21 protein-coding genes are annotated in these 25,592 nt (G+C 73.2%); 11 read left to right on the top strand and 10 right to left on the bottom strand.

The features are described 5' to 3' along the window. Positions 1-150: 150 nt before the first annotated feature. From ACZ5ON_RS26680 to ACZ5ON_RS26645, 8 genes are all read right to left on the bottom strand, one after another. A complete protein-coding gene (locus ACZ5ON_RS26680; protein ID WP_465597751.1) occupies positions 151-1,368 on the bottom strand; it encodes an alpha/beta fold hydrolase in 1,218 nt (405 codons plus the stop codon). Then, positions 1,349-2,296, bottom strand: a complete 948-nt coding sequence (locus ACZ5ON_RS26675) for a chlorinating enzyme (protein WP_465597748.1) — start codon at positions 2,294-2,296, stop codon at positions 1,349-1,351. Before ACZ5ON_RS26675 ends, ACZ5ON_RS26680 begins: the two co-directional genes overlap by 20 nt. A 55-nt stretch (positions 2,297-2,351) precedes the next feature. Continuing rightward, the gene (locus tag ACZ5ON_RS26670; RefSeq protein ID WP_465597745.1) at positions 2,352-4,157 is read right to left on the bottom strand and encodes an amino acid adenylation domain-containing protein; all 1,806 of its coding nucleotides are present in this window, start codon (positions 4,155-4,157) and stop codon (positions 2,352-2,354) included. 30 nt (positions 4,158-4,187) lie between these two features. After that, the gene (locus tag ACZ5ON_RS26665; RefSeq protein ID WP_465597742.1) at positions 4,188-5,129 is read right to left on the bottom strand and encodes a DUF6039 family protein; all 942 of its coding nucleotides are present in this window, start codon (positions 5,127-5,129) and stop codon (positions 4,188-4,190) included. A gap of 87 nt (positions 5,130-5,216) precedes the next feature. Continuing rightward, positions 5,217-7,670, bottom strand: a complete 2,454-nt coding sequence (gene fabD / locus ACZ5ON_RS26660) for an ACP S-malonyltransferase (protein WP_465597739.1) — start codon at positions 7,668-7,670, stop codon at positions 5,217-5,219. An 11-nt stretch (positions 7,671-7,681) separates the two neighbouring features. Continuing rightward, positions 7,682-8,467, bottom strand: coding sequence for an enoyl-CoA hydratase-related protein (locus tag ACZ5ON_RS26655; RefSeq protein WP_465597736.1), 786 nt, complete (start codon positions 8,465-8,467; stop codon positions 7,682-7,684). Next, the gene (locus tag ACZ5ON_RS26650) at positions 8,458-9,693 is read right to left on the bottom strand and encodes a hydroxymethylglutaryl-CoA synthase family protein (protein ID WP_465597733.1); all 1,236 of its coding nucleotides are present in this window, start codon (positions 9,691-9,693) and stop codon (positions 8,458-8,460) included. Before ACZ5ON_RS26650 ends, ACZ5ON_RS26655 begins: the two co-directional genes overlap by 10 nt. Beyond that, positions 9,694-10,572: a DUF6039 family protein gene (locus ACZ5ON_RS26645; protein ID WP_465597731.1), complete on the bottom strand. Its 879-nt coding sequence runs from the start codon at positions 10,570-10,572 to the stop codon at positions 9,694-9,696. A gap of 229 nt (positions 10,573-10,801) precedes the next feature. On the opposite strand from ACZ5ON_RS26645, the gene ACZ5ON_RS26640 reads away from it, so the two are divergent. From ACZ5ON_RS26640 to ACZ5ON_RS26620, 5 genes are all read left to right on the top strand, one after another. After that, on the top strand, positions 10,802-11,560 hold the full coding sequence (locus ACZ5ON_RS26640; RefSeq protein ID WP_465597728.1) for a class I SAM-dependent methyltransferase: 759 nt from the start codon (positions 10,802-10,804) through the stop codon (positions 11,558-11,560). 21 nt (positions 11,561-11,581) lie between these two features. Continuing rightward, positions 11,582-13,090, top strand: coding sequence for a class I adenylate-forming enzyme family protein (locus ACZ5ON_RS26635; RefSeq protein ID WP_465597725.1), 1,509 nt, complete (start codon positions 11,582-11,584; stop codon positions 13,088-13,090). 40 nt (positions 13,091-13,130) lie between these two features. Further along, positions 13,131-13,298 (top strand): Trm112 family protein, encoded by a 168-nt coding sequence (locus ACZ5ON_RS26630; RefSeq protein WP_465597722.1) that lies wholly within the window; start codon positions 13,131-13,133, stop codon positions 13,296-13,298. 166 nt (positions 13,299-13,464) lie between these two features. Next, positions 13,465-14,118 carry a TetR/AcrR family transcriptional regulator gene (locus tag ACZ5ON_RS26625; protein WP_465597719.1) on the top strand — a complete coding sequence of 218 codons (654 nt, stop codon included), beginning with the start codon at positions 13,465-13,467 and terminating at the stop codon, positions 14,116-14,118. 94 nt (positions 14,119-14,212) lie between these two features. Continuing rightward, positions 14,213-15,703 carry an MFS transporter gene (locus tag ACZ5ON_RS26620; protein ID WP_465597715.1) on the top strand — a complete coding sequence of 497 codons (1,491 nt, stop codon included), beginning with the start codon at positions 14,213-14,215 and terminating at the stop codon, positions 15,701-15,703. Between the two features lie 106 nt (positions 15,704-15,809). On the opposite strand, the gene ACZ5ON_RS26615 is transcribed toward ACZ5ON_RS26620, so the two are convergent. Then, entirely contained in the window at positions 15,810-17,018 is a 1,209-nt protein-coding gene (locus ACZ5ON_RS26615) for a glycosyltransferase (RefSeq protein ID WP_465597712.1), read from the bottom strand. An 85-nt stretch (positions 17,019-17,103) separates the two neighbouring features. Further along, the gene (locus ACZ5ON_RS26610; protein WP_465597709.1) at positions 17,104-18,246 is read right to left on the bottom strand and encodes a winged helix DNA-binding domain-containing protein; all 1,143 of its coding nucleotides are present in this window, start codon (positions 18,244-18,246) and stop codon (positions 17,104-17,106) included. Between the two features lie 176 nt (positions 18,247-18,422). Between ACZ5ON_RS26610 and ACZ5ON_RS26605 the strand changes: the two genes are divergently transcribed. From ACZ5ON_RS26605 to ACZ5ON_RS26580, 6 genes are read left to right on the top strand one after another with little or no spacing between them, the layout of a single operon-like run. Beyond that, positions 18,423-19,883, top strand: a complete 1,461-nt coding sequence (locus ACZ5ON_RS26605) for a cation:proton antiporter (RefSeq protein WP_465597706.1) — start codon at positions 18,423-18,425, stop codon at positions 19,881-19,883. Between the two features lie 46 nt (positions 19,884-19,929). Next, on the top strand, positions 19,930-21,354 hold the full coding sequence (locus ACZ5ON_RS26600; protein ID WP_465597703.1) for an NDP-hexose 2,3-dehydratase family protein: 1,425 nt from the start codon (positions 19,930-19,932) through the stop codon (positions 21,352-21,354). A 25-nt stretch (positions 21,355-21,379) separates the two neighbouring features. Next, positions 21,380-22,528 carry an acyltransferase family protein gene (locus ACZ5ON_RS26595; protein ID WP_465597700.1) on the top strand — a complete coding sequence of 383 codons (1,149 nt, stop codon included), beginning with the start codon at positions 21,380-21,382 and terminating at the stop codon, positions 22,526-22,528. After that, positions 22,525-23,514 carry an NAD-dependent epimerase/dehydratase family protein gene (locus ACZ5ON_RS26590; protein WP_465597697.1) on the top strand — a complete coding sequence of 330 codons (990 nt, stop codon included), beginning with the start codon at positions 22,525-22,527 and terminating at the stop codon, positions 23,512-23,514. The genes ACZ5ON_RS26595 and ACZ5ON_RS26590 overlap by 4 nt, the downstream gene beginning before the upstream one ends. A 58-nt stretch (positions 23,515-23,572) precedes the next feature. Continuing rightward, on the top strand, positions 23,573-24,682 hold the full coding sequence (locus ACZ5ON_RS26585; protein ID WP_465597694.1) for a DegT/DnrJ/EryC1/StrS family aminotransferase: 1,110 nt from the start codon (positions 23,573-23,575) through the stop codon (positions 24,680-24,682). A gap of 59 nt (positions 24,683-24,741) precedes the next feature. Further along, positions 24,742-25,353 (top strand): dTDP-4-dehydrorhamnose 3,5-epimerase family protein, encoded by a 612-nt coding sequence (locus tag ACZ5ON_RS26580; protein WP_465597691.1) that lies wholly within the window; start codon positions 24,742-24,744, stop codon positions 25,351-25,353. The last annotated feature ends 239 nt before the right edge of the window (positions 25,354-25,592 follow it).

The following is a 25,592-nucleotide window of genomic DNA, read 5'->3' as shown; positions in this document are numbered from 1 at the left end:
GAGCGGGACGGAAGCGGAGGGGCGGAGGAGCGGGGCGGTGTCACGACCCGGCGTCACGACTCCCGGGGCCGGGGCAGACGGACCGACCGGACGGGCACCGGAACGCGCGTCGCACCGGATCGCGCGCCCCGCCCCCGCCCGCCGTCGGTGTCACGGCAGGCCGGATCCGCTGGGCCGGGCCTGGGCGTGCTGGTCGGCGAGGAACCGGGCCAGCGCCCCGAGCAGGTCCGGACCACCCCGGAACAGCGAGAGGTGGTCGCCGTGCGGACGGATCAGCAGCCTCGCCCCGGCGAGTGCTCCGGCGACCCGCGCGGACCCCTCCGGGTGCGCGGTGCCGTCGTCCTCGCTGGTGACCACCAGCGCCGGGGCGGTGACCCGGGCGAGCTCGGGGCGCAGGTCCGTCCCCATCACCGCGCTGTTCAACTCGCAATAACGGGCGAACAGTTCGATCGTCGCATACGGGTAGAGCACCAGCGGCGCGAGCTCGGCCGGCACATCGCCGCCGATCGCCTCGAGCAGTGTCGCGTGGATCGCCTCGGCCGAGGACCGGTCGAGGGCGGCCAGCTCCATCAGCGCCTGGAGGTTGCGCTGGTGGTCGGTCTTGGGGCTGTCCGGGCCGAGGTCGAAGTCGCCGTGCCAGAGGCTGAGCGAGGCGATCCGGTCCGGGCACCGGGCCGCGGCGGCGACCGCGAGCACGGCCCCGCCGCAGAGTCCGGCCACATGGGCCTGCCGTACTCCCGCCCGGTCCATCGCCGCCACCAGGTCGCCGGCCTGGGCCGGCACCCCGTAGTCCGCGGGCGGCGGCGCGGCGAGGTCGCCGAACAGGCCGCGGCTCTCCCAGGTCACCACGTGGTGCTCGCGGGCGAGTTCACGGATCCAGTGCTCGGCGAGCCGGGCCGGCATTCCGGGGGCGAGGACCAGGACGACGGCCCGGTCGGCGGGATCGCCTGCGGTGTGCACGCGCAGCGGGACGCCGTCCGGTGAGACGGCCTCCAACCGGGTGGTGAAGCGGTCGAAGTCGGCGGCGAGCGCCGCCCTCGCGGCCGCGTCGGTCCGCTCCACCGGATCCGGGTCGTCGATGGGCAGGTCCGCCAGGCCGAGGCACTCGCCGACCACCCGGTCGAAGGTGGCCTTCGTCCCGCCGGGCCGCACCTCGATCCGGGGCAGCCCCAGCAGGTCGGTCGTCCGGTGCAGCACCCGCTGCGCGGCCTCGGCCCGCGTCCCGCCGTCCACCGATACCGGGCCGGGCAGTACGTCGAGCAGCGGCCGCAGCGACAGCACCGCCCGGGCGAGGCGGTCGGGCCACGGGGCGGCCGTGGCGGGCACGGTGGCCACCCCGGCGGCCGGCTCAGCGGACCGGGAAGACATGGCCCCGCGTGGTGCGGTCCGTCAGCCGGTTGTGTCCGTGGGTGTCCCGGCCGGAGACCAGCACGGCGCCGTAGCGGCCCAGCGAGACCGTGCCGCCGTACTCCTCGATGGCCTCGGTGTCCGGGTAGACGCGCACGGAGGTCGGCACGTAGCGGGAGGCGAAGCCGAGCCGCATCGGGCCGGTGCCGCTGTGCGGGTGCGAGGCGTGCATCAGGGTGGACCAGAACATGATGGCCTCTCCGGGGCGCATCACCATCGAGACGGCCCGGGACTCGTCAGGCTCGAAGTCCGGGTCCTTCTGGAGCTCCCGGTAGTCGTAGCCGAAGAAGCCACGCCGGGTGCCCTGCTTGTCCTGACGGTTGATCCGGTCCGGGTCGTAGTGCATCTTCTTGGTCTCGTCGTAGTTCATCTGCTCGTGCGATCCGGGGATGAACTGGAGGCAACCGTTGTCGACACTCGCCTCGGTGAACGCGGTCCAGACGGTGATGGTGCCGCCGAACTCCTTGAACTCGTCCGGCCAGAGGATCTGCGGGGTGCCGGAGGCGTTCGCGAAGGTGTCGGCCTGGTGCCAGTCGGTGCCCTCGTCGCCCGGGTACTTGGGGAAGAACTCGGTCCGCCAGCAGAGCACGTCCGGGCCGAGGACGCTGGTGACCCGGTCGACGATCCGCTCCTGGCAGATGTGGTCGGCCAGGAAGCCGGAGTCGAGGTGGCGGTCGTAGTTGGAGATGTTGGTGTTGCCGGAGGCGGCGGCCTCGTCGCCGTACACGGCCATCGAGCGGTCCATCAGGCTGAGCCGCTCGCGCCGCCAGGTGCCGGTCATCTCCGCCGGCTCGTAGACCTTGAAGGGACCGAAGAAGCCGTTGGTGCGGAAGCTCTCCAGCTCCTCGGGGGACAGTGCGAACGCACGTCCCGCTCCGGTCGCGGTCATGTCTGTGCTCCTTCACGCGGGTGGTGTCGTGGGCCGCCGGAATTCCGACGGTGCGTCAGGCGGTCTGCCGGGCAACGCAGTCGGCCAGCCGGGCGATGGTGGCCTCGCCCATCAGCTCGCTGCCGGTGAGCCGGAGCCCGTAGTGGCGGTTGACCTGGGCGATGATCCGGACGAACGCCAGTGAGGTGGCGCCGAGGTCGAACAGGTCCGCCTCAGCGGGCGGCGGCTCGGTACCGCGCAGCACCTCGTGGACGATCGAGGTCAGCTGCGCCCGGGTGTCGCCGGGCGGCACCGCCCGCGGCGTGGGGGCCGGTTCCTCGTCCAGCAGCCGGCGCAGCGCCGCGCGGTCGGTCTTGCCCTGCGGGGTCAGCGGCAGCCGGTCCAGCACCCGGTGCACCGCGGGTCTCAAGTGGTCGGGGAGCGCGGCGGTGGCGTGCGCGGCCAGCCGGGCCGGCAGGCCGTCCCGCTCGGCGCCGGCCGTGGGCACGGTGAACGCCGCGAGGCGCCGGTCGCCGTCGTGGTCGTGCGCGACCACCACGGCGGCCGCCACCTCCGGGTGGCCGAGCAGGCACTCCTCGATCTCGCGCGGCTCGATCCTGAAGCCCCGGACCTTCAACTGGTCGTCGATGCGGCCGAGGTAGCACAGTCCGCCGTCGGCCGCCCGGACCGCCAGGTCGCCGGAGCGGTAGTGGCGGACGGGCCCGGCGCCGTCGAGGTCCCGGGTCACGAAGCGCTCCTCGGTCAGCTCCGGGCGGCCCAGGTAGCCCCGGGCCAGGCCGGGGCCGGACACCCAGATCTCACCGGGCGTGCCGTCCGCGACGGGCTTCCCGTCCTCGCCGACCAGCCGTACCGCGAGGTCGGGCAGCGGGACGCCGATCGGGCTCTCCCCGGGCCGCTCCAGGTCGCCCCGGAGGATCGGCCGGTAGGTGACGTGCACGCAGGTCTCGGTGATGCCGTACATGTTGACGAGCCGGGGGTGCTGGTCGCCGTGCCGCTCCAACCAGCCCGCGAGATCCCGGAGTTCCAGCCGTTCGCCGCCGAACACCACCAGCCGCAGGGCGAGTTCGTCCGCACCGCCCGCTTCCGCGTCGGCCGCCGCGAGCTGACGGAAGGCGGAAGGGGTCTGGTTGAGCACGGTGACGCGTTCGGCGCGCAGCAGCGCATGCAGTTCGGCCGGAAGACGCAGCATCCGCTTGGGCACCACGACCAGCCGGCCGCCGTGCAGCAGCGCGCCCCAGATCTCCCAGACCGAGAAGTCGAAGGAGGCCGAGTGGAACACCGTCCAGACGTCGTCGGCTCCGAAGCCGAACCCGTCCCGGGTGGCGGTGAACAGCCGGACCACCTGCCGGTGTTCGACCAGGACGCCCTTGGGCCGGCCGGTGGAGCCGGAGGTGTGGATGACGTAGGCGGGGCTGTCGTCGGGCACCGCCACCCGCTCGGCGGCGGACGGCGGGCCGTCGGTGGGCTCCGGGCCTTCCGCGGTGACCGGCAGCACCTGGACCTGCGCACCGGGCGGCAGCGCGGCCGCGGCCTCGACCGTCGCGGCCACCAGGCGGACCCCGGTGTCCGCCAGTAGCTCGCCGAGCCGGGCAGCCGGGTAGTCGGGGTCCAGCGGGACGTACGCGCCACCGGACTTGAGGATGCCCAGCATCCCGATGACGAGCTCGGCACCGCGGTGCGCGCAGAGCCCGACCAGGGTGCCGGGGCGCACCCCGAGCGCGGTCAGTCTGGCAGCCAACTCGCCAGCTCTCCAGTCGAGTTCGCGGTAGGTCAGCCGGCTGTCCGGCGCGGTGACGGCGATCCGGTCGGGTGCTTCCCGGACTCGCTCCTCGAAGATCTCGTGCAGACTGCGGCCGTTCATGGCCGGCACCTCCTGGTCGTGGCGCAAGGGTCAGCCCGCCGGCGGGACGTCCGTGGCGTACAGGCCCCAGTGATGCGGGGTGAGGGCGACGTCCTGGAAGCTGCCCTGGACGAACATCCGGGCCCAGGTGCCGGGCCCCTTCTCCGGAGCGCGCTCGCGGAAGAAGATCTCCCGCACGCTCTCGTTCTGGACGTGCAGTTGGAGCAGTCGCTGGTAGGTGCCGAGCGAGCGCATGTGGATCAGCCAGTGGATCCGGTCCGCCTGGCCGAAGGCGTCCTCGTACAGCAGCACGGTGGCCTCGCCGGCCAGGTTGTCGTTGATCGCGTCGGCGGCCTCGCGGGCGAACTGCCGGGCCTCGGAGCGGAAGTCGTAGATGATCTGGGCGGTGCGGTGGATCATGATGCCCGCGTTGGCGGAGTGCAGCAGTTGCCAGTCCGGCTGGCGGGTCTGGTGGCGGGCGGGCGGGAGCACCACGGTGTCGGTCCGCTCGCGGTAGACCCGGCTCTCGCGTTCCAGCCTGCCGTCCACGGCGGTGCCGTACATGCCCCAGAACTGCGGCAGCAGCACGGTCTCCTGCAGCGAGCCGTCGAGGAACATCCGGGTCCAGCCGCCGCCACCCTTGGCGTCGGGGATCCGGGCCTTGCCGAAGAGCGAGCGGTAGCCCTCGTCCTCGCGGCCCATGGCGACCATCGTCTCGTAGTGGTCCATGGACTTGAGGTGGATCAGCCAGTGCACCAGGTCCTTGGTGCCGAACGTCTCCTCGTAGACGAAGACGCTGGCGATGCCCTGCTGGGTGGTGTTGATGTGCTCGGCGAGCTCCCGGGCGAACTCCCGCGACTCGGAGTGGAATTCGCTACGGGCCTGGGCGACGCGTTCGACGATCATTCCGGAGTTCCCGGAGTGCAGGATCTCCTCCGGCGCGAGCACCGTCTGGCGATTGGCAGACGGAATACCCGGTTCTGGTGTTCCCACGAGACCTCCTCATCGAATTCCGGCGTACGCCGGACGTGTTCCGGAAATCCTCGGCAAACCCTATTCAGGCCGCCTGTGGAATCCTGCTCAGTTTTGCGCACGGGTCATGGCGAGAAGACGATCCGTCAGGACCTCGGCCGCGCCGGCCATCAACCAGTCGGCGATGACGTCCACGTGGCGGTGCCGCCAGTCGGCCAGCTCGGTGCCGGCCACGAAGCGGTTGAACGCGCCCATCGCCGGCCCGCAGTGGATCTGGTAGTTGATCCGGCCCTCCGGCTCGCCGCGCATGGCCAGGCGGGTGGAGTGCGCGAAGTACCAACGGAAGACCAGCGCCATCCGGTGCCGGGGCGAGCGCTCCGCCCTGGCCAGCTCCTCGGGGTCGGTCCGCCGCAGGCGCTCCGCGGTCTCCTGCCAGACCTCGTCGATCGGCCGGCCGAAGCACTGCTCCTCCAGCGACCGCCGGGTGGGCGCGTCCAGTTCCTCCAGCGATTCGTGGCTGCGGTACAGCTGGTAGAGCCGGTTCGCCCGGGCCGGGAACATCGTGCCCTTGCGCACCACCTGCACCCGGGCACCCAGTTCGAACATGTCGCCGGCCGGCGCGTAGGTGGTGTCCTGGACGTCCAGCCCGGCCAGCATCTCCTTCACCTCGGGGGCGGTCCCGGCCTCCCGCGAGCACTGGTTGACCGACCCGGTGAGCACGAAGTCCGCCCCGAGCAGGAAGGCCGCCGCCACCGCCTCCGGGGTGCCGAGCCCGCCGGCCGCGCCCACCCGGATCCGCCGCGGGTAACCACGGGCGGCCCCGGCCGCGTCGCGCAACCGCGCGATGCTGGGCAGCAGGGCGAGCGCCACGCCGCCGTCGGTGTGCCCACCGGAGTCCGACTCCACGCACAGGTCGCCGCTGACCGGGAGTTCACCCGCGATGGCGGCCTCCTCCACGGTGAGTGCGCCGGCCGCCACCAGCCGCTCCAGCAGCGGGGCCGGCGCCGGGGCGAGGAACGCCTCGGCGACCTCGGGCCGGGACACCTTGGCCACCACGTGCCGCCCGGCCACCGGAAGGCCGCGCGGATCGCGGGTCGCCCCGTGGTAGCGCAGCCGCACCAGGGCCGGGGTGATCCGGGTGAATCCGGCCGCCTCGACACAGCGCACGCCGTACCGCAGGAACAGCGACACCAGCGCCTCCTCCCGGGCCGGGTCGCCGGGCGTGTGCAACAGGTTGACGCCGTAAGGACGTTCGCCGCCCGACTCGCGGGCGAGCAGGGCCACGGCCTGCTCGATCCGATCGAGGGGCAGCCCGCCGGTACCGAAGAAGCCCAGCAGTCCCGCCCGGCCCATCCGCAGCACCAGGTCGGTCGAGGAGATGCCCCGGTACATCGATCCGGCCAGATAGGCGGCCCGGACCCGGTAGTCGCGGCGGAACTCGGGACAGCCCAGGTTCTCGGCCCGCACCCGAGGCAGCGCAGCGGACACGAACGGCCCGGCCGCGGGTACGGACGGCCCGGCCGCAGGTACGGACGGCCCGGCCGCGGGTACGGACGGCCCGGCCGCAGGTACGGACGGCCCGGCGGAGGGTGCGGACGGCCCGGCGGAGGGCCGAGCGCCCGAATCTGACTTAATGTCAGATTCACTATTTGAAACGGCAGTTCGCGTCGACGGGACGTCATCGTCCGGCGCCGCCCCGGAACCTGCTCGGCGCCCGCTCGCGGCCTCCCGCCACAGGCCGGTCAGTGTGCTGCCCGGCCCCAGCTCGGTCACCTCGGTCACACCCAGCTCGCGCAGCCTCGCCATGCACTCCGCCCACCGGACGGGCTCGGCGATCTGCCGGGCCAGCAGCTCGGCCACCGCCGCGCCGTCCGCGCCGTGGGGTTCCGCGGTGGTGTTGGCGATCACCGGCACCGCCGGCGGCCGCAGCGGCACACCGGCGAGGAACTCCCGGAACTCCGCTGCGGCGGGCCGCATGTAGCGCGAGTGGAACGGTGCGCTCACCGCCAGCGGCACCGTCCGCGCCAGACCGTCGGCGCGCAGCCGCCGGGCCACCTCGGCCAGCTCGTCGGCCGGCCCGGCGAGGACGGTCTGGATGGCGGAGTTGTGGTTGGCGATGTCCAGCGAGTGCGCCCCGTACCGCGCCAGGATCCCGGCGAGTTGCTCGGCCGTCGGGCCGATGACGGCGCACATGCCGCCTCCGCCGCTGCGGGCCATCAGCTCGCCCCGGCGCCGAAGCAGCCGCACCCCGGTCTCGAAGTCGAAACACCCGGCCGCGAACAGCGCCGCGTACTCGCCGAGACTGTGCCCGGCCAGCAAGGCGGGCGGCGGAGCGCCGTCGGCGCGGGCGGCCAGTACGGACAGCGCCTCGACCACGAACAGTGCGGGCTGGGCGTAGCGGGTGTCCCGCAGCCGGTTGCCGGGATCGGTCGAGCAGAGTTCGGCGACGGAGAGTCCGAGCAGCCGGTCGGCGGCCGCGACCAGTTCCGGGAAGCGGGCGAGCACCTCGCCGCCCATGCCCCGTCGCTGTGCCCCCTGCCCGGGGAAGATCCAGCCCTGCACGGGTGTGCTCCTTAGGGTCTGGGGCCGGTGAGGCCCTGTCCGGCGGCGAAGCCGGCGATCCGCCGGCGGACCCGATCCGAGCCCATCAGCCGGACGAACTCGTCGACGGCCGACCGCTCGGTGGCCTCGTCGAGGATCCACAGCCGTCGCAGATAGCTCTTCAGGTCCGCCACGGTGGCCGGATCGAGCTTGGAGGCGCGGAACAGCAGCCGGCGCCGGGCCGGCCCCGGGTCGTCGGCGAGATCGTCCACCAGCCGGCAGCGCTCCGCCCGATCGGCGTCGACCGGCAGGGTGCTGAGGGCCATCGCGTACGCCTGCTGGAAGCCGACCCGGCGGATCAGGAACGGTAGCACCGAGCACGGCAGCAGGCCCCACAGCGCCTCGGGGAGGCTGAACCGGCTGCGTGCGGTGGCGTGCACGAGGTCACTGGCGGCCACCAGGCCCACTCCCCCGCCGACCACCTCGCCGTCGACCTCGCTCACCACGATCCGGCCGATCGTGGTGAGCCGCCGCAGCAGCGCGAAGTACTCCGCCCCACCGCGTTCGGCCCCGTCCGCGGAAGTGCCGTCCGCCGCGGCCACGCCCGCCAGGTCCATGCCGCTGCAGAAGGTGTCGCCCTCCGCGCGCAGCACCACCACTCGGCACCGGGGCGAGTGTTCGGCCAGGTCGAGGGCGGCGCCGAGCTCGGCCAGCAGGTCCGCGGTGATGCTGTTGCGCTCGGCGGGCCGGTTCAGGGTGACGGTGAGCAGGGCGCGTTCGGCCTCCACCCGGAGGGTGCGGTACCCGGTCAGCTCCACCGGTACCTCCGCCGGAAGCCCCGGATCTCGTCCAGGACGAGCAGGCCGCGGCCCTCGAACCGGCTCCGGTACACGTCCCCGTACTCCGCCGCATCGAAGCGCTGGTCGCGTACGCCCGCCATCCGCTGGGCGGCGCCGTCGGCCAGGGCCTCGTACTCGGGCATGGTCAGCGGGTGGCGGGTGGCGATGGCACCGGCGATGTCCAGCTCCGCCAGTTGCTCGGCGGCGCCCTCCGGGACGATCCCGCTGTAGAACTCCGAGGCGCAGCCCGATCCGTAGGAGAACAGCCCGATCCGCCGGGCCCCGGCGTCGGGCCCGTCCTGGTCGATCAGCGAGCACAGGGCGAGGTAGAGCGCGGCCGAGTAGACGTTGCCGACCTGGGTGCAGTAGGCGAGCGAGGCGGCGGTGCGCCGGTCGAAGTCCGCCTCGATCTCGGCCGTACCGAGGTCCTTGAGCTTGCGCAGCAGGGTGCGGTGGGCGCCCTTGACCATGCCGGCGAAGGGGGTGTGCAGCACCAGGCGGTCGAAGGTGGAGACGATGTCGGCGCCGAGGACCCGCTGCGCGTAGTGCTGGTAGCTGTTCTCCAGGCAGGCCAGGTAGGAGAGCAGGGACAGGTCCGAGTCACCCGCCTCCAGGTCGGGCCGGGGCCGTAGGGTGTCCATCACCTGGTAGCTGTGGAAGCCGCTGGCCCCGGCGTCCAGGGCCAGGATGCGCGGCTGCGCTCCGACGATCATCGCGACCGCCCCGGCCCCCTGGGACGGTTCCCAGTAGGTGCCCCGCGCGGCGGCGCCGGACGCGTCGGCGGCGATCACCAGTGCCTTGGCGTCCGGGTCGGCCCCGGCCGCGAGGATGCCCGCGGCGCTGCGCAGCGCCGCGGTGCCGCCGTAGCAGGCGTGCTTGGTCTCGAAGGACCGGCAGCGCCGGCCCAGTCCGAGCGCCTCGTGCACATAGGTGCTCAGCGGCTTGCCGAAGTCCACACCGGACTCGCTGCCGACGACGACCAGTTCGATCCGCTCGCGCTCGGCGGGGGTGAGCGCCTCGACGAGCGGCCGGGCGGCGTTGACGGCGTTGGTGACGGCGTCCTCGCAGGGCAGGTTGACGGACTTGCGGCGCATCATCAGGTTGTCGAACCTGCGGACGTCCAGACCGCGCGCCTCGAAGAGGGTCCGGACGTCCAGCGAGGCCCTGCCGACATAGGCGTTGACCGCCTCGATGCCGACGTCCATTCAGCTGCCGTCCGCGCCGGGGTGGTGCGGGACGAGTACGGTCTCGCGCAGGCTGCCGTCCAGGAACATCCGCCCCCAGGTGCCGCCGCCGCGGTGTGCCGGGACGCGCTCGCCGGTCAGCAGTTCGCGCAACTCGGCGTCCTCCGCCTCTAGTTCGACGATCCGGCGGTAGTCGTCGAGGGTCTTCAGGTGGATCAGCCAGTGCACCCGGTCCTGGACGCCCCACTGCTCCTCGTAGAGGAATACGGTGGCGTGCCCGGCGAGCGCCTCGTTGATCCGGCTGAGCCAGGCGAGCGCGAACTTGCGCGCCTCCTTGCGGAATTCGAACCTCACCTGGCCCGCCCGGTGGATGACCACGCCGGCGTTGGCGCTGTGCAGCATCTGCTCGGCCGACTGCCGGGTCTGGCAGCGGGCCGGTGCGGCGAACAGGCCGCCCAGGTCCTCCTCGTCGGCGTGGGTGAGCCCGTGCTGGGGGACGATCACCCGCTCCTGGAACGAGCCCTGGACGAACATCTTCTCCCAGTTGCCGCCGCCCTTCTCGGTGAGCCGGTCGGAGGTGGTGACCTCCTCGAAGTCCTTGTCGTGGTCCACCATGTCGAGCAGCCGGGCGTAGTCGTTGGGGGCCCGCATGTGGATCAGCCAGTGCATCCGGTCCTGGACGCCGAACAGTTCCTCGTACACCAGGGTGGTGGCGTACGGATGGAGTCCCTGGTTGGTGAAGAACTGCAGATCCCTGGCGAACGACCGGCCCTCGGCGCGGAGTTCGTATGCGAGCTGTCCGACCCGGTGGATGATGAGTCCGGAATTCGCGGAGTGCATCAACTCGTCGGCGGGTACGGCGACCTGTTCCCCCGCCGGCTGACTGAACGACCACGCCATGTTGGGAATTCCCTTCCTGCCACGTTCCGCGGATTCCCTCGGCGGCGGTGCGCACCGGTCCGCGGTGCGGCCACGCTAACCGGGGGCCGAAAGCGGCCTCTGCTCAATGTTGGGCAACGCCCCCCGAGGGGCCGTCGACTACCCTCGACAGGGAAGCGGACCACATGGTCCACTTAGGGTCGGGGCAGCACCAACACGCCCCGGCCGCCTCACGATTGGAGAGCTTCCGATGCCCCGCGTGACCCCCGAGTCCCTCCGGTTCGACCAGGCGGCGGACGACTACGACGCGTACCACGGCGGCCTGGAACGCGGCCGCAAGGCCGCCGCGGACCTCTCACCCCATCTGCTCCCTGGCACGGTGCTGGACATCGGCCTGGGCACCGGCCTGGTCGACGTGGGCCTGGCCGAACTGGGCCACCGCGTGCTCGGGGTCGACCTGGCCCCGGAGATGGTCGGCCGCGCCCACCGCCGGCTCGGCGGCCGGGTGGTGATCGGCGACGCGCACGCGCTGCCGTTCGCGAGCGGCTCGCTGCCCAACGTGGTGATGGTGCACGTGCTGCACGTGGTGCACGACATGGCCGGGGTGCTCGACGAGGTCGGCCGGGTGCTCGCGAGCGGCGGACGGCTGGTCACCGTGCACGGCGTCCCGATGGCCGAGCCGGACGACCTGGTGGCGGCCGAGTCCCCGCTGGCGGTGCTCAAGCCCGAGGTGCCCGACACCCCCGAGCGGCTGGCCGCTGCCGCCGCCAAGGCGGGGCTGCGGGTGGTCGAGGAGGCAGCGGTCAATCCGTACGAGATCGATCTGACACCCGACCAGTACGCGGACAGCATCGCGAACCGGGTCTGGTCCTACCTCAAGAACGTCGACGACCAGGACTGGCAGCGGCTGGTCGTGCCGGCCGTCGCCGCCCTGCGCGCGCTGCCCGAGCCGGACCGCGAGCGGCACCAGGTGTGGCGGGTGCCGCTCACCGTACTGGTCAAGAACTGACCTACCGGACAGGGGGATGACATGACGTCAACCACGGACACCAGGCCGACCGAGCCAGCGACCTCGCTGACCGAGCTGCTGCGCGAACGCGCGGCGGGCGAACCGGACGCCGCCGCGATCACCGTGGACGGCCTCGCCCCGCTCACCTTCGAGGACTGGAACGACCGCGCCGACGCGGCCGCGCACGGCCTGCTGGCCTTCGGCGAGGGCCGGCTGCGGCGGATCGCCCTGTACTTCGGCGGGCTCGACTGGGTCGGCTACGCCGTGGCGTACCACGCCGCCCAGCGGGTCGGCGCCACCACCCTGCACCTCAACGACACCATGCCGGCCGAGGAGGTGGCGTACCGGCTGGCCGAATGCGGTGTCAACGGCATCCTGCACGGCAACGGGCTCACCCCGCCGGTCGACTTCAGCGGCTGGACGGCCCCGCTCGGCGAGCTCGAAGGCGGCCTGCAGCGGCCCCCGGTCCGGCCGGTCCGGCCGGATGCGGTGGCCGACATCCTCTACACCTCGGGCACCACGGGCCGGGCGAAGGCCATCACCGTCACCCACGCCAACATGATGTTCGGGCGCGCCAAGCCGACCATCGACACCCTGGGCGTCTCCGACCACCTGCTCGCCGCGATGCCGCTGGGCACCTCGTCCAGCCAGGGCACCGCCTCGTTCCCCCTGCTCTCGCGCAGCACGCTGCTGGTCGCCCCGCCCGACGCGGCCGAGCGAATAGCCGAGCTGGTCGTCCGCTACGGGGTCGGCTCGATGATGATCACCCCGGCCACCGCGCTCGCCCTGGTCCGGGCGAAGGTCCACGAGCGCCACGACCTCGGCAGCCTGCACACCGTCACCACCGCGTCCTCCGCCTTCCCCCCGGCCGTCGCCCGGGACCTGCTCGCCATGCTGCCTGGGGCCACCCTGGCCATGGCGTACACCTCCCTGGAGGCCGCCCCGGCCGTCACGCTCAACGTCTTCGACCCGGCCAGGCCCCTCTCGGTCGGCCGGCCCGCCCACGGGACCGAGGTCCGGATAACCGACGACCTGGACCGCCCGCTGCCGGCCGGCGAGGTCGGCGAGATCTGGCTGCGCAGCGCCGCCCCCAAACGCCGCTACCTCGACACCGACCTCGACAAGAAGTTCAACGTCGGCGAGTGGACCAGGATGACCGACCTCGGCCGGCTCGGCGAGGACGGCGAACTGACCTTCTTCGACCGCTCCGCGGACGCGGTCCGCACCGGCGGCACCCTGGTGTCCAGCATCGCGGTGGAGGCCGGGCTCTACGAACACCCCGCCGTCCGCGAGGTGGCCGTGATCGGCACCCCGGACCGGGCGCTGGGTCAGGTGGTCACCGCCGTGGTCGTGCTGACCTCCCCGGAGCGGCTCGCGGACGTGCGGGCCTTCGCCGAGGAACGGCTGCCCGCCGCCGAGCGGCCGGCCCGCTACGTGGTCGCCGACACCCTGCCGCGCAGCTTCCTGGGCAAGGTGCTCAAGCGCGAACTGCGCCAGCGGTTCGGCGCCGCCGACCTCTCCCGGTCCTGATCCGCGGACCACCGACCGAACCACGCCAAGGAGTCGCCCGATGTCCCTCGAACCCGACCTTCTCGACGTCCTCGGCTGCCCCGGGCACCCGGACGCCGGCCTCCGGTACGACCCGGCCGCGGCCACCCTGACCTGCGGCGAGTGCGGCCACGCCTACCCGGTGGTCGACGGCGTGCCGATCCTGCTGGCGCCGGCCGCCCGAGGCTGAGGCGTCCCGACCGGGGCTGACGTTCGCCCGAGGCGCCGGCCGATCCATCCGATCGGCCGTCACATCGGCGGCGGAGCACTCCGGGTGCGGCACCATGATGCCGGGCCACTGCCAGTGCCCAGGCCGGTCCGCCGGCCGCCGTCCCCTCCCGGAGGATTCCCGCACCGTGACCACCACCCCGCCGGCCCCCCGCTCCCGCGCCGACGCCGTCCGCAACCAGCAGCTGCTGGTCGCGGCGGCGGCCCGTGCCTTCGCCGAGAGCGGCCTGGGCATCCCGGTCTCGCAGATCGTCCGGGACGCCGGACTCGGCAAGGGCACCGCGTTCCGCTGCTTCCCGTCCAAGGACCACCTGGTGGCGGCGATCGTCCGCGAGCGGTTGGACGAACTCACCACCCGGGCGGTCGAGTTGGCCGCGGATGAGGACGCCGGCGCGGCCCTGTACGCCTTCCTGCGCGCCGCCGCGGCGCGCTACGCCGACGACCGCGGCTTCTTCGAGGCGCTCTCGCTGCCGCCGCGCGCCCATCCCGAGGTGCGCGGTTCGGAGGAGCGGCTGATCGACGCGGTGGACCGGCTGGTCCACCGCGCCCAGCGGCAGGGCTCGGTGCGCGAGGACGTCACCACGGTGGACGTCCTGCTGCTGCTCGGCGGCGTCCGGCAGGCCGCCGCGCCGCTGCACTCGGCCCGGACCGACCTCTGGCAGCGCTACCTCGACCTGGTCTTCGACGGGCTGCGCGCCGGCCAGGGCCGACCGCCCGCCGGCCCGGCCCCGACCCGTACCGACTACCGGCGGGCCGCCGAGTCCCTCGCCACCGGGGGTTAGGCCCCGCCCACCACCGGCCGGACGGAAGTCCGGCCGGGACGCCACCGCCCGCGCGAGCGAGCTCGCCGGGCCCGTCCTCCCGTCAGGAGTGCCTGTGACCCACTCATCCACCAACGCCGGCCCGGCGGCCCCGACCGAGCCGGGCACCGGGCCGGGCCGGCCCGCACTGGTTCTCCTGTTCCTCTGCCTCGCCGACCTGATGGTGGTGCTGGACGCCACCATCGTCAACGTCGCCCTCCCCTCGATGGAGAGCGGGCTCGGGATGTCCCAGAACAGCCTCCAGTGGGTGGTGAACGTCTACGCCCTGCTGTTCGGCGGCTTCCTCATCCTGGGCGGTCGACTCGGCGACGTCTTCGGCCGCAAGCGCCTGCTGCTCGCCGGCGTGGTCGTGTTCACCGCCGCGTCGGTGCTCAACGGACTGGCCACCGACGCCTGGGTGCTGATCGTGGGCCGCGGGCTCCAGGGCCTGGGCGGCGCGATGATCGCCCCGGCCGGACTCTCCATCATCAACACCTCCTTCCAGGACACCTCGATGCGGACCAAGGCGCTCGCCGCCTGGAGCAGCATCGCCGCCGCCGGCGGCGCGCTCGGCCTGCTGCTCGGCGGTCTGCTCACCACCACGCTGTCCTGGCACTGGATCTTCTTCGTCAACATCCCGATCGGCGTGACGGTACTGCTCGGCTCACGGCTCATCCCTGACTCCCGCACCGAAACGGGCGACCGGTCGGTGGACGTGTTCGGCGCCACCACGGTGACCGGCGGACTGGTGCTGCTGGTCCTCATGCTGAGCAACGGCGACTCCTGGGGCTGGAGTTCGGCGCGCACCCTGGGCGTCGCCGGCGCGGCCGCCGTACTGCTGGCGGCGTTCGTGGTCTCCTCGCTGCGCGGCCGCGCGCCCATCGTGCCGTTCGGCATCTTCCGGATCCGCTCACTGGCGGTCGCCGACCTGGTGCTCCTGATGCTCACCTCGGGCATCTTCTCGATGTTCTTCTTCTCCGCGCTCTACCTCCAACACATCCTCGACTACAGCCCGCTGCGGGCCGGCCTGGCCTTCCTCCCGGCCGCGGTCGGCGTGATGGCCGGCGCGGGCCTGGCGCAGCCGGTGATGGGCAGGCTGGGTCCGGTCCCGGTCGGCACCGCCGGCCTCGGCCTGGGCGCGGTGGGCATGGTGCTGCTCTCCCGGCTGCCCAGCGCCGGCAGCTACGCCGGCGACCTGCTGCCCGGCCTGCTGACGCTCTCGGTCGGCCTGGGTGTCGCGTTCGTGCCGATCACCCTGCTGGCCACCTCGGGAGTGCCCCAGCGGGACGCCGGGCTGGCGTCCGGCCTGTACCAGACCGTTCAGCAGCTCGGCGGCGCGCTCGGCCTCGCGGTGCTCTCCACACTGGCGGTGCGCAGGGCCGCCGATGATCTCGGGAACGGCGGCGCGGCCGCGGCGGCCCAGGTCGCCGGGTTCCGCTCGGCGTTCGCCGGCGGCGCGGTGATCCTGGCCCTCGGCGCCGTGCTGTTCGTCGCGCTCCTGCGCAAGCGCCATGTCGAACCCGTGCTCCAGCAGGCGGCCCCGGCCCCGGCCGACGCCACCGGCTGAGCGGAGCCGGCGCCACTCGATGACACCAGGGCCAGGGGCCCGCGACCGCTCGGCGCGGTGCGCGGGCCCCTGGTGTCGTCGACCGGCTCCTGACCGGCCGCCGCGGTCAGTCGGCCACGGACCGGCCCGCCGCCAGGCGTTCCAGCAGCCCGACCGCCTCGGCGGGGCCCGGCAGAGCGTGCAACTCGGCCCGCAGCCGCTGGACGTTGCCCCGGTAGTCAGGATCGGTCAGCACCTCGGACACGGCCTCCCGCACCGCCTCCGGGGTGAGCGTCCACGGGTCGATCGTCCGGCCGATCCGCAGTTCGGCGCAGCGGCGCGCGTTGTCCAGGTGGTCGCCGAGGAACGGCACCACCACGTGCGGGATCCCGGCGTCCAGCGCGCCCACCACGGTGTTGAAGCCGCCGTGGGTGACCGCGACGGCGCAGTGCGGCAGCAGCAGACTCTGCGGGATGTAGCGCTCCACCCGGATGTGCGGTGGCAGCGGCCCGAGTTCGGCCGGGTCGCTGTCCCGGTCCACGGTGGCGACGACGTTGACCGGCTCGTCCTCGAAGGCGGCCAGCACCTTGCGGAACAGCTGCGGGAAGGCACCGGGCACCCAGCGGTTGGTGATGGTGCCGAAGGTGACGTAGACGATCGGCCGGTCCGGCAGCCCGGCGAACCACTCGGGCAGCTCCTCCCCCTCGAAACGGTCGAACGGCATCGGACGCAGCGCCCGCAGGGTGGCCGGCCTGGTGCCGGCGGGATCCAGGTAGCCGGGCGGGGCGCAGCACAAGTAGAGGTGCCGGTGCAGCATCAGCTGCTCCGGGTCGGGCGCCAGCCCGGCCTCCCGCCGGTCCTGTTCGAGCTCTGCCCGGATGTCCTCCGCCAGCGGGCCCAGGTCGTACAGCGGGGTGGTGTCCAGCGCCGCGTGCGGCACCCCGAGCACCTCGGCGGCGAGCGCGCCACCCACCTCGTAGCTGTCGCGCACGATCACGTCCGGGCGCCAGCCCTCCGCCAGCCGTACCAGGTCGGGTGCCATCCGGCGGGCGCGTACGCCGTACATGATGCGGGCGATGGCGATCCGGTCCATCTCCACGCCGTGCGGCGGCAGGCCGCGGGCCTGCTCCTTGATCTTCAGGAACTCCTCGTCGCCGTCGCCGGAGCGGCCGAGGCCGGCGGCGAAGCCACGGAAGCCCATGGCCTCGATCGCGGGCAGCAGCGAGGCCCCGCTGGCGAAGGCCACCTCGTGGCCGGCCGTACGTGCGGCGGCGGCGAGCGGTACCAGCGGGTGGAAGTGTCCTGGGGCCGGTGTCGCGGTGAACAGCACACGCATCGATGGGCTCCTCAACGGTCGGTTGGGAGTTGTCTAACGCCCACGAACCGCCCACCGCTGCTCAGTTGTGGCCAGTACCGGGCAGTCAGTCGGCGAACGACACCTGGTGGCCGGCCGCCTCCGGCGCGCAGACCGGCAGCAACCGCTCGGCCTCCGCGACGAGTTGCCGGCGGACGGGGGCGGACAGCTCGGCCAGCGGGGTGAGGGTGAGCACCGCCTGACGGCGTTTGACGTCCAGCGACCACATCCCGGCCACCAGCCCGTCCACCAGGAAGGTGGGGCGGAGCTGCAGATTGGCCTTGGCGTACACCGCGTCCTTGTACTCCTCCGGGAGGATGCGCGCGCGACGCTTGGGCGCGTACGCCAGCAGGGTGCTGTCGAACCAGGGCAACAGCCGGACGGGGGCCGGCTGGTCCTCGTCCGGGCGCGGCGCCTGCGGCAGGTCGTACAGCACCCGGCCGCCCTCGTCCGTGAACTCCGCCAGCTCCGGCGCCAGTTCCTTCAGGACCGCCTTGACCTGGGTGACCTTCCCGCCGATCCACTGGGCGACGTCGTCGGCACCGGCCGGGCCGAACGCCCGCAGATGCCGCCGGACCACCTCGCGCAGCGCCTGGGCGGGCTCGGGCGGGCCGCCGGCCGGGCGCGGCGCGGCCCGCAACGCCTCGGGGACCTTGGTGCTCCAGCCGCCCTGCGCCGGGGTCCGGACCAGGGCCGTGGTCGAGCGGAACGGGCGCCACTTGTAACGGCGTTGGAACTCCAGCTCGGCCGGGTCGACGGCGTCCGGCCGCGCCGCCACCCACTCCTCCAGCCAGTCGGCGATCTCCTCGGGCGACCGAGCGCCCTGAGCGGCGAACTCCGCCAGCTCGGCCCGCCGGCGCTCGGCCTCGGCGGTCGGCTCGCCGCCGGTCCGCCGCCAGGTGTCGTCGCCGACGGCCACCACCGCGGCGGCGTAGGCCGCGTGCTCGCGCGCGGTGACCAGGTGGAGCGTACGGCGCAGCAGCGTACCGACCACCAGCTCGCCGCGGTCCAGCGCCTCGTGCACCGTGCGCGCGCCGACGCCCTCGACCCGGGACCACAGCGCCACCGGCAGGGCCGGGCCGTACTGGGCCTGGACGGCCCCGATCGCCTCGACGGCCTCCGGCAGTGGTGCCGTCATCCGTTCCAGCAGTCCCTGCCGGGCCAGCAGTGCCCGGTTGAGCGCGCGGTCGGTCAGCTTCTCCTGGTGCACGGCCCACCCCTGTCCTCGCGACGGCCTATCCGCCGCAGCGTAGCCGACCCGGCCGGCCCGACAACGTCCGAATCCCCGTGCGGGAATGCGCAATTGTGCCTATCACCGCCCGGCCGGCCGCTCCTAGGTTCTCGATCGAACTCACGTACCCGGCCCCGCGACGAAGAGACGGACAGATGCCCGCACCCTCCCCCGAACCCCGCACGGACCGCCGGCGAGCCCTGGTCTGGGCGTCCGCCGGGCTGCTCGTGGTTCCGCTCGCGGTCAGCGCCTTCGCGCTTCGCAAGCTCGGCGCGGGCGGCTCCGGCGGGGACTGGGCGGCCGCCGCGCACCAGCCGGACCTGACCGCGCGGTTCCTGGTCGCCGTCGTGGTGGTGCTCGGCACCGCACGGCTGGCCGGCCGGCTCGTGGCGCTGATCGGCCAGCCTCCGGTGGTCGGCGAGATCTGCGCCGGCATCGTGCTCGGGCCCTCGCTGCTCGGCCGGCTCTCCCCGGAGCTGGCCGAGCGACTGATCCCGCCGGCCGTCCTGCCGATGCTCAACGCACTGGCCCAACTCGGCCTGGCGCTCTTCATGTTCGGGGTCGGTCGGGAGCTGTCCACGGTCCGACTGCGGGAGGCCGGCAGCCGCGCCCTGCTGGTCACCCAGTCCTCGCTGGCCGTCCCGTTCGCGGCGGGCACGGTGGTCGCGCTGGGCCTGGGCACCCACTACCTCGGCCCGGCCGGCAACCGGCTCGCCTTCGGCGTCTTCCTGGGCTGCGCGCTGAGCATCACGGCCTTCCCGGTGCTCGCCCGGATCCTCGACGAACTGGGGCTGACCCGCAGCAGGATCGGGCGGCTGAGCCTGCTGGCGGCCGCCGTCGGTGACGCCGGGGCGTGGCTGGCGCTGGCCGCGGCGGTCGCGCTGGTCCAGGGCCCGGGTGCGGTCGGCACCGGCTTCACGCTGTCGGCGGGCCTGGTGACGGCACTGCTCTACCTCGGGCCGCTGCGCCGTCTCCTCGCCCTGCTCGCGGCCCGCTGGGCGGCCCGGCCAGCGAGTGGCGGCGCAGCCCTGCCCGCCGTCATGCCGGTCTGCCTCACCGGCGCCTCCGCCGCGCTCACCGCGGCGATCGGCCTGCACGCCGCGATCGGCGCGTTCCTGGCGGGGGTGGTGTACCCGGGCGGCTCCGAGCGGCTCGGGGCGGCGGCCGACCGGCTGACCGGCCTGTCGGCCGGCCTGCTGCTGCCGTTCTTCTTCCTTGGCTTCGGCCTCTCGGTCGACCTCGGCGCACTGCCGCTCACCACGGGAACGCTGTGGACCGGCACCGTCCTGCTGCTGGTCGCGGTGGCCACCAAGCTACTCGGGCCCGGTCTGTGCGCCCGACTGACCGGCATGTCCTGGCGGGACTCGATCGGTCTCGGCGTCCTGCTGAACGCCCGCGGCCTGACCGAGCTGGTGGTCCTGGGGATCGGCCGCCAGGCGGGCATCATCGACACGCGGATGTTCGCGATCCTCACCCTGGTCACCTTGGTCACCACGGTGCTCCCGGTGCCGGTCCTCAGACTGCTCGGCCACCACGCCGGCCGCGCCCCGGACGCCGCACCGGACGACCCGTCCGAGGCGCCGGCCGAGCCCGCCGGTGCGGCCAGGAGCCACTGACCTCGCCCCCGTCGCCGTTCAACGGCCCCGATTACGCGGAGAATTGATGGACCATCGCCAACCGGCCCTGGTGGGCGGCCGCGCGCTGCCCGACGCCACCCCACCGTCGATCGGCCGGCGCTTCATGCTCTCGCTCCAGGCAGAGGACAGCCCGAGGTTCCCCACCAGCGGCTTCCGGCGCTGGTTCGCCGAGCAGCGCAGGCGCGCCTTCACGGTCTCCCGCATCCCCTTCGCCGAGCTGGACCAGTGGTACTTCGAGGCGGACGGCGGCAACCTGCGCCACCGTACCGGGCGGTTCTTCTCGATCGAGGGACTGCGGCTGGAGGACGGCGACCGCAGCGGCCCCGACCCGGCCAGGCCGATCATCGTCCAGCCGGAGATCGGCACCCTGGGCATCCTGGTCAAGGAGTTCGACGGCATCCTGCACTGCCTGATGCAGGCCAAGATGGAGCCCGGCAACATCGGGTCCGTCCAGCTGTCCCCCACCGTCCAGGCCACCCGCAGCAACTACCGGCGGGCGCACGGTGGTTCGCAGGTGCGCCACCTGGAGCACTTCACCCGCCCGGGGCACCCCGACGTCCTGGTGGACCTGCTCCAGTCGGAGCACGGCTCGTACTTCCTGCACAAGCGCAACCGGCACATGGTGGTCGAGACCGCCGCCGACGTACCCGAGCACGAGGACTTCCACTGGCTGACGCTCGGCCAGATCAGCCGGCTGCTGCGGCAGGAGCACGTGGTCAACATGGACGCCCGAACCGTCCTGTCGTGCATACCGCTGGAGCCGGCCGCCGAACCGGACGGCGCCGGCTTCCCGGACGCGGTGCTGCACTCGCTCGGCCCGCGGGCCGTCCCCCGGCACTCGGACGCCGAACTGACCGGCTGGCTCACCTCGGCCCGGGCCGGGGCGGACGGTTCGGTGCGCCGGGTCCCGTTGGCCGTCACCGAGGCGGACGGCTGGATCCGCGGGCCCGGCTCGATCACCCGCCGGGGCGGCGCCGACTTCACCGTGATCGCGGTGCGGGCCGAGGCGGACAACCGCGAAGTCCCGTCCTGGACACAGCCGTTGGTGGAACTGACCGGCCCCGCGGTGCACGCCTTCATCGCCAGGCGCCTCGACGGGATGCTGCACGTCCTGGTGCGGGCGAGCGCGGAGCGCGGCTCACTGAACGGCCCCGAGCTGGCGCCCACCGTCCAGTGCCCGCCCGGCGGCACGGCCCGCTACCTCGACCAGGTGCTCCAGGCGCCGCCCGACCGGGTGCACTTCGACGTGGCGCAGTCCGAGGAGGGCGGCCGCTTCCACCTCGCGCGGACCCGCAACCTGATCGTGGAGGCCGAGGACGGCTTCCCGGTGGACCAGCCGGAGGAGTACCGCTGGATGACGCTCGACCAACTGGCCCGGATGACCCGGCTCGGACAGCACGTCAACATCCAAGCGCGCACGCTGCTCGCCTGCGCCCCCTCCGTCTGGTGACGGCGTCATGGAAACGGACCGGAACATGAGAGAGCGTCGGGCCTGGCTCCCGATCGACAACTCCCGACCGGACAGACTCGACACCCTCACCGGCCTCAGGTTCATCGCCGCGCTGCTGGTCTTCCTCTACCACTCCTTCCGCGAGCAGCACCTCGTCACGGGCCCCACCGGCAACTGGCTGGCCTCGGTGGTGGACCGGGGCGGCAGCTACGGGGTGGGCTTCTTCTTCGTACTCAGCGGCACCGTGCTGACCTGGAGCTTCAGGCCCGGCACACCGAGCTGGCTGTTCCTGCGCCGGCGGCTCGGCAAGATCTTCCCCAACCACCTGGTCACCCTCGTCGCCGCCCTGGCGCTCGCCGCCACCGGCTCCGCGGCGCTGACCACCACCGACTGGCTGCCCAGCCTGGGACTGCTCCAGTCCTGGTGGGCGGACCCGGTGGTGACCTCCGCGGGCAACCCGGTGAGCTGGTCGCTCTCCTGCGAACTCTTCTTCTACCTCTGCTTCCCGCTGCTACTGCCGCTGATCACCCGGATTCCGCCGCGCCTGCTGTGGACCGCGACCGCCGTGGTGGCCGGGCTCTGCGCGGCCCTCGCACTCACCGCCCGCTACCTCGTCACCGACCAACCCCCGCTGCCCTACCCGGGCTTCGAGTCCATGTCGTTCGATCAGGTATGGGTGGTCTACTACTTCCCGCCCAGCCGGCTGCTGGAGTTCGTGCTCGGCATCCTTCTCGCCCGGCTGGTGCTGACCGGCCGGTGGGTCCGGATCGGCATGCTGCCCGCCGTCGCCCTCGCCCTGGTGGGGTACGCGGTCTCCTCCGAGTCCGCGTACCTACTGGGCGTGGGCGGCCTGGCCACGCTCTGGGTCGCACCGCTGATCGCCGAGGCGGCGACGGCCGACCTGCTCGGCAGCCCCTCCGCGCTGCGCGGGCGGGTCTGGCGCAGGCTCGGTGAACTGTCCTTCGCCTTCTACATGGTGCACTACCTGGTCCTGACCGAGCTGCGCCAGGCACTGGGCGAGCAGTGGACGGCCCCGGCACCGGTCGAACTCCTGGTGGCGCTGCTCGCGCTGGCCGTCTCGCTCGCTCTCGCCTGGGTGCTCTACCAGGCGGTCGAGCGCCCGGTGACCGCCCGGGTGGGCCGCCGCTTCCGGCCGGCCGGAGCGCTGACGTGACCCGGCGGCCCGACGCTGCCGCAGCACCCCTGGTGACGGTGCTCGGCGCCTCCGGCTTCGTCGGCTCCGCGGTCACCGCGGCCTTCGCCGACCGCCCGGTACGGCTGCGCGCGGTGGCCCGCCGGCCCAGCACGGTGCCGGCCGGCTCGGCGCAAGTCGAGTTGGTCACGGCCGATCTGACGGATCGTCATCAACTCACTGAGGCGGTGGACGGCTCGGACGCGGTGCTCTCCCTGGTGATGCACTCCGGCGGCTGGCGCACGGCCGGGGCCGACGGGCCCGAGGCGGTCAACGTCGGCGTGATGCGCGAGCTGGTCCAGGTGCTGCGGAGTGCCGAACGCCCGCCCCTGGTGCTGTACTCAGGCGCGGCCTCCCAGGTCGGCGTCCCGCCCGCGGAGCCGATCGACGGCAGCGAGCCGGACCACCCCGCGACCGAGTACGACCGGCAGAAGCTCGCCGCCGAGACCCTCCTGCTGGACGCCACCGCGGCCGGCCTGCTCCAGGGCGTCAGCCTGCGCCTGCCCACCGTCTTCGGCCCCGCCACCGCGCCGGGGGCCGACGACCGGGGCGTGGTCTCCTTCATGGCCCGGCGCGCGCTGGCCGGCGAACCGCTGACGCTCTGGCACGACGGGACGGTCCGCCGCGACCTGGTGCACGTCCACGACATCGCGCGGGCCTTCCTGGCGGCCTACGACCACCCCGGCCGCCTGGTCGGCGGCCGCTGGCTGCTCGGCTCCGGCCAGGGCACCCCGCTCGGCGAGGTCTTCCGCACGCTCGCCCGGCTCGCCGCCGAACACACCGGCCGCCCTCCGGTGCCGGTCCACTCGGTCGAACCACCCGCGCACGCACCGCTCACCGACTTCGCCGGCGTGACCATCGACTCGTCCGCGTTCCGCGCCGCCACCGGCTGGGCGCCCGAGGTGCCGCTGGAGGAGGCGCTGCGGCACACCGTCGCCGCCCTGGCCGACCGGGCCGCGCGCCCCTGAACTCCCCGACCCCGGGCCCGATCCACGCCCGGAGCCCGCCCCGACCGAACGGAGATCCATGACCATCCGCGTGTGGGACTACCTGCTGGAGTACGAGAACGAGCGGGACGACATCCTCGACGCCGTCGACTCGGTCTTCCGCTCCGGGCAACTGGTGTTCGGCGCCAGCACGCGCGCCTTCGAGGAGGAGTTCGCCGCCTACCACGGCGTCCGCCACGGCATCGGCGTCGACAACGGCACCAACGCGATCAAGCTCGCGCTGCAGGCCCTCGGCATCGGCCCCGGCGACGAGGTGATCACCGTGTCCAACACGGCGGCGCCCACCGTGGTCGCCATCGACGCGGTGGGCGCCACCGCGGTCTTCGTCGACGTCCACCCCGACACCTACCTGATGGACACCGAGCAGGTCGCCGCCGCCGTCACCGACCGCACCAGGGCACTGCTCCCGGTCCACCTATACGGCCAGTGCGCCGACCTGACCGCGCTGGAGCCGATCGCCGCCCGCCACGGGCTGGCCCTGCTGGAGGACTGCGCCCAGGCCCACGGCGCCCGCCACCACGGCCGGGTGGCGGGTTCCACCGGAGACGCCGCGGCGTTCTCCTTCTACCCGACCAAGGTGCTCGGAGCGTACGGCGACGGCGGCGCCGTGCTCACCCGTGACGACGAGGTCGCCGCCCGGCTGCGCAGGCTGCGCTACTACGGCATGGCGGACCGCTACTACGTGGTCGAGACGCCGGGGCACAACTCCCGCCTGGACGAGGTGCACGCCGAGATCCTGCGGCGCAAGCTCCGCCGCCTGGACGGCTACGTGGCAGCCCGCCAGGCCGTCGCCCGGCGCTACGCCGAGGCGCTGGCCGACACCGAACTGGTGCTGCCGGTCACGGCCCGGGGCAACACCCACGTCCACTACGTCTACGTGGTCCGCCACCCCCGGCGGGACGCCATCCTCGAAGCGCTCAGGGAACGGGACATCGCGCTCAACATCAGCTACCCCTGGCCGGTCCACACCATGAGCGGCTTCGCCCACCTCGGCGTCGCCCGGGGCTCGCTGCCGGTCACCGAGGCGCTGGCCGAGGAGATCTTCTCGCTGCCCGTGTACCCCTCACTGCCGGCCGACCAGCAGGACCGGGTGATCGAGGCGCTCCGTGACGCCCTGCTCAAGGTCTGAGCGCCCCCGCCAACACCCCGAACCCGGCGTCAGTACCCAACCCGGCCCAGGAGGACCCAGTGCAGGCACGCCCTCTCGCCGTCGACGGCGCGTTCGAGTTCATCCCCCGGGTGTTCCCCGACGACCGCGGACTGTTCGTCTCCCCTTTCCAGGAGGCCGCCTTCGTCGAAGCCACCGGCCGGCCGCTGTTCCCGGTCGCCCAGACCAACCACAGCCGCTCCCGGCGCGGCGTGGTGCGCGGCGTGCACTTCACCACCACACCGCCCGGCACGGCCAAGTACGTCCACTGCGCCCGGGGCGCGATCATCGACATCGTCGTGGACATCCGGGTCGGCTCGCCCACCTTCGGCAAGTGGGACTCCGTCCGCCTCGACCCGGAGGACTTCCGCTCGGTCTACTTCCCCGTGGGCGTCGGGCACGCCTTCGTCGCGCTCGAGGACGACTCCGTCGCCTCCTATCTGCTCTCCAGCCCGTATGTCGCGGAGCACGAACTCGCGCTGTCCGTCCTGGATCCCGAGCTCGGCCTGCCGGTCCCGACCGGCATCGACCCGCTGCTCTCTGACCGTGACCGCAGGGCCCCGACGCTCCGGGAGGCGCAGGCCGCCGGCCTGCTGCCGCGCTACGAGGAGTGCCTCGCCATCGAGGCGGCAGGGCGCGACCGGCGCTCCTGACCCGCCACCCCGATCCGTTGCTCCGCCCGTGGCCCGGGCCGCATTGCTTTCGGTGATCCGGGTGCCTTCCGTGGCCCGGTCGCTCCTTTTCCTGTGGTCCGGGCCACATTCCGGCGGAGGCTTCCGAGGCCTTAAAGCCACCCAAAAAGGGGGAAATCGGGCAAATAGGTTTAAGTTGCCCGTGACGGTGGCCACATGCGGCCGACGGTCCACTACCCCGCATAGTGCCCCACCCCCAC

It is taken from the genome of Kitasatospora sp. NPDC032150 (genome assembly GCF_055579945.1).
The sequence above is the reverse complement of the archived record's forward strand: the minus strand, read 5'-3'. Positions and strand labels throughout refer to the sequence as shown.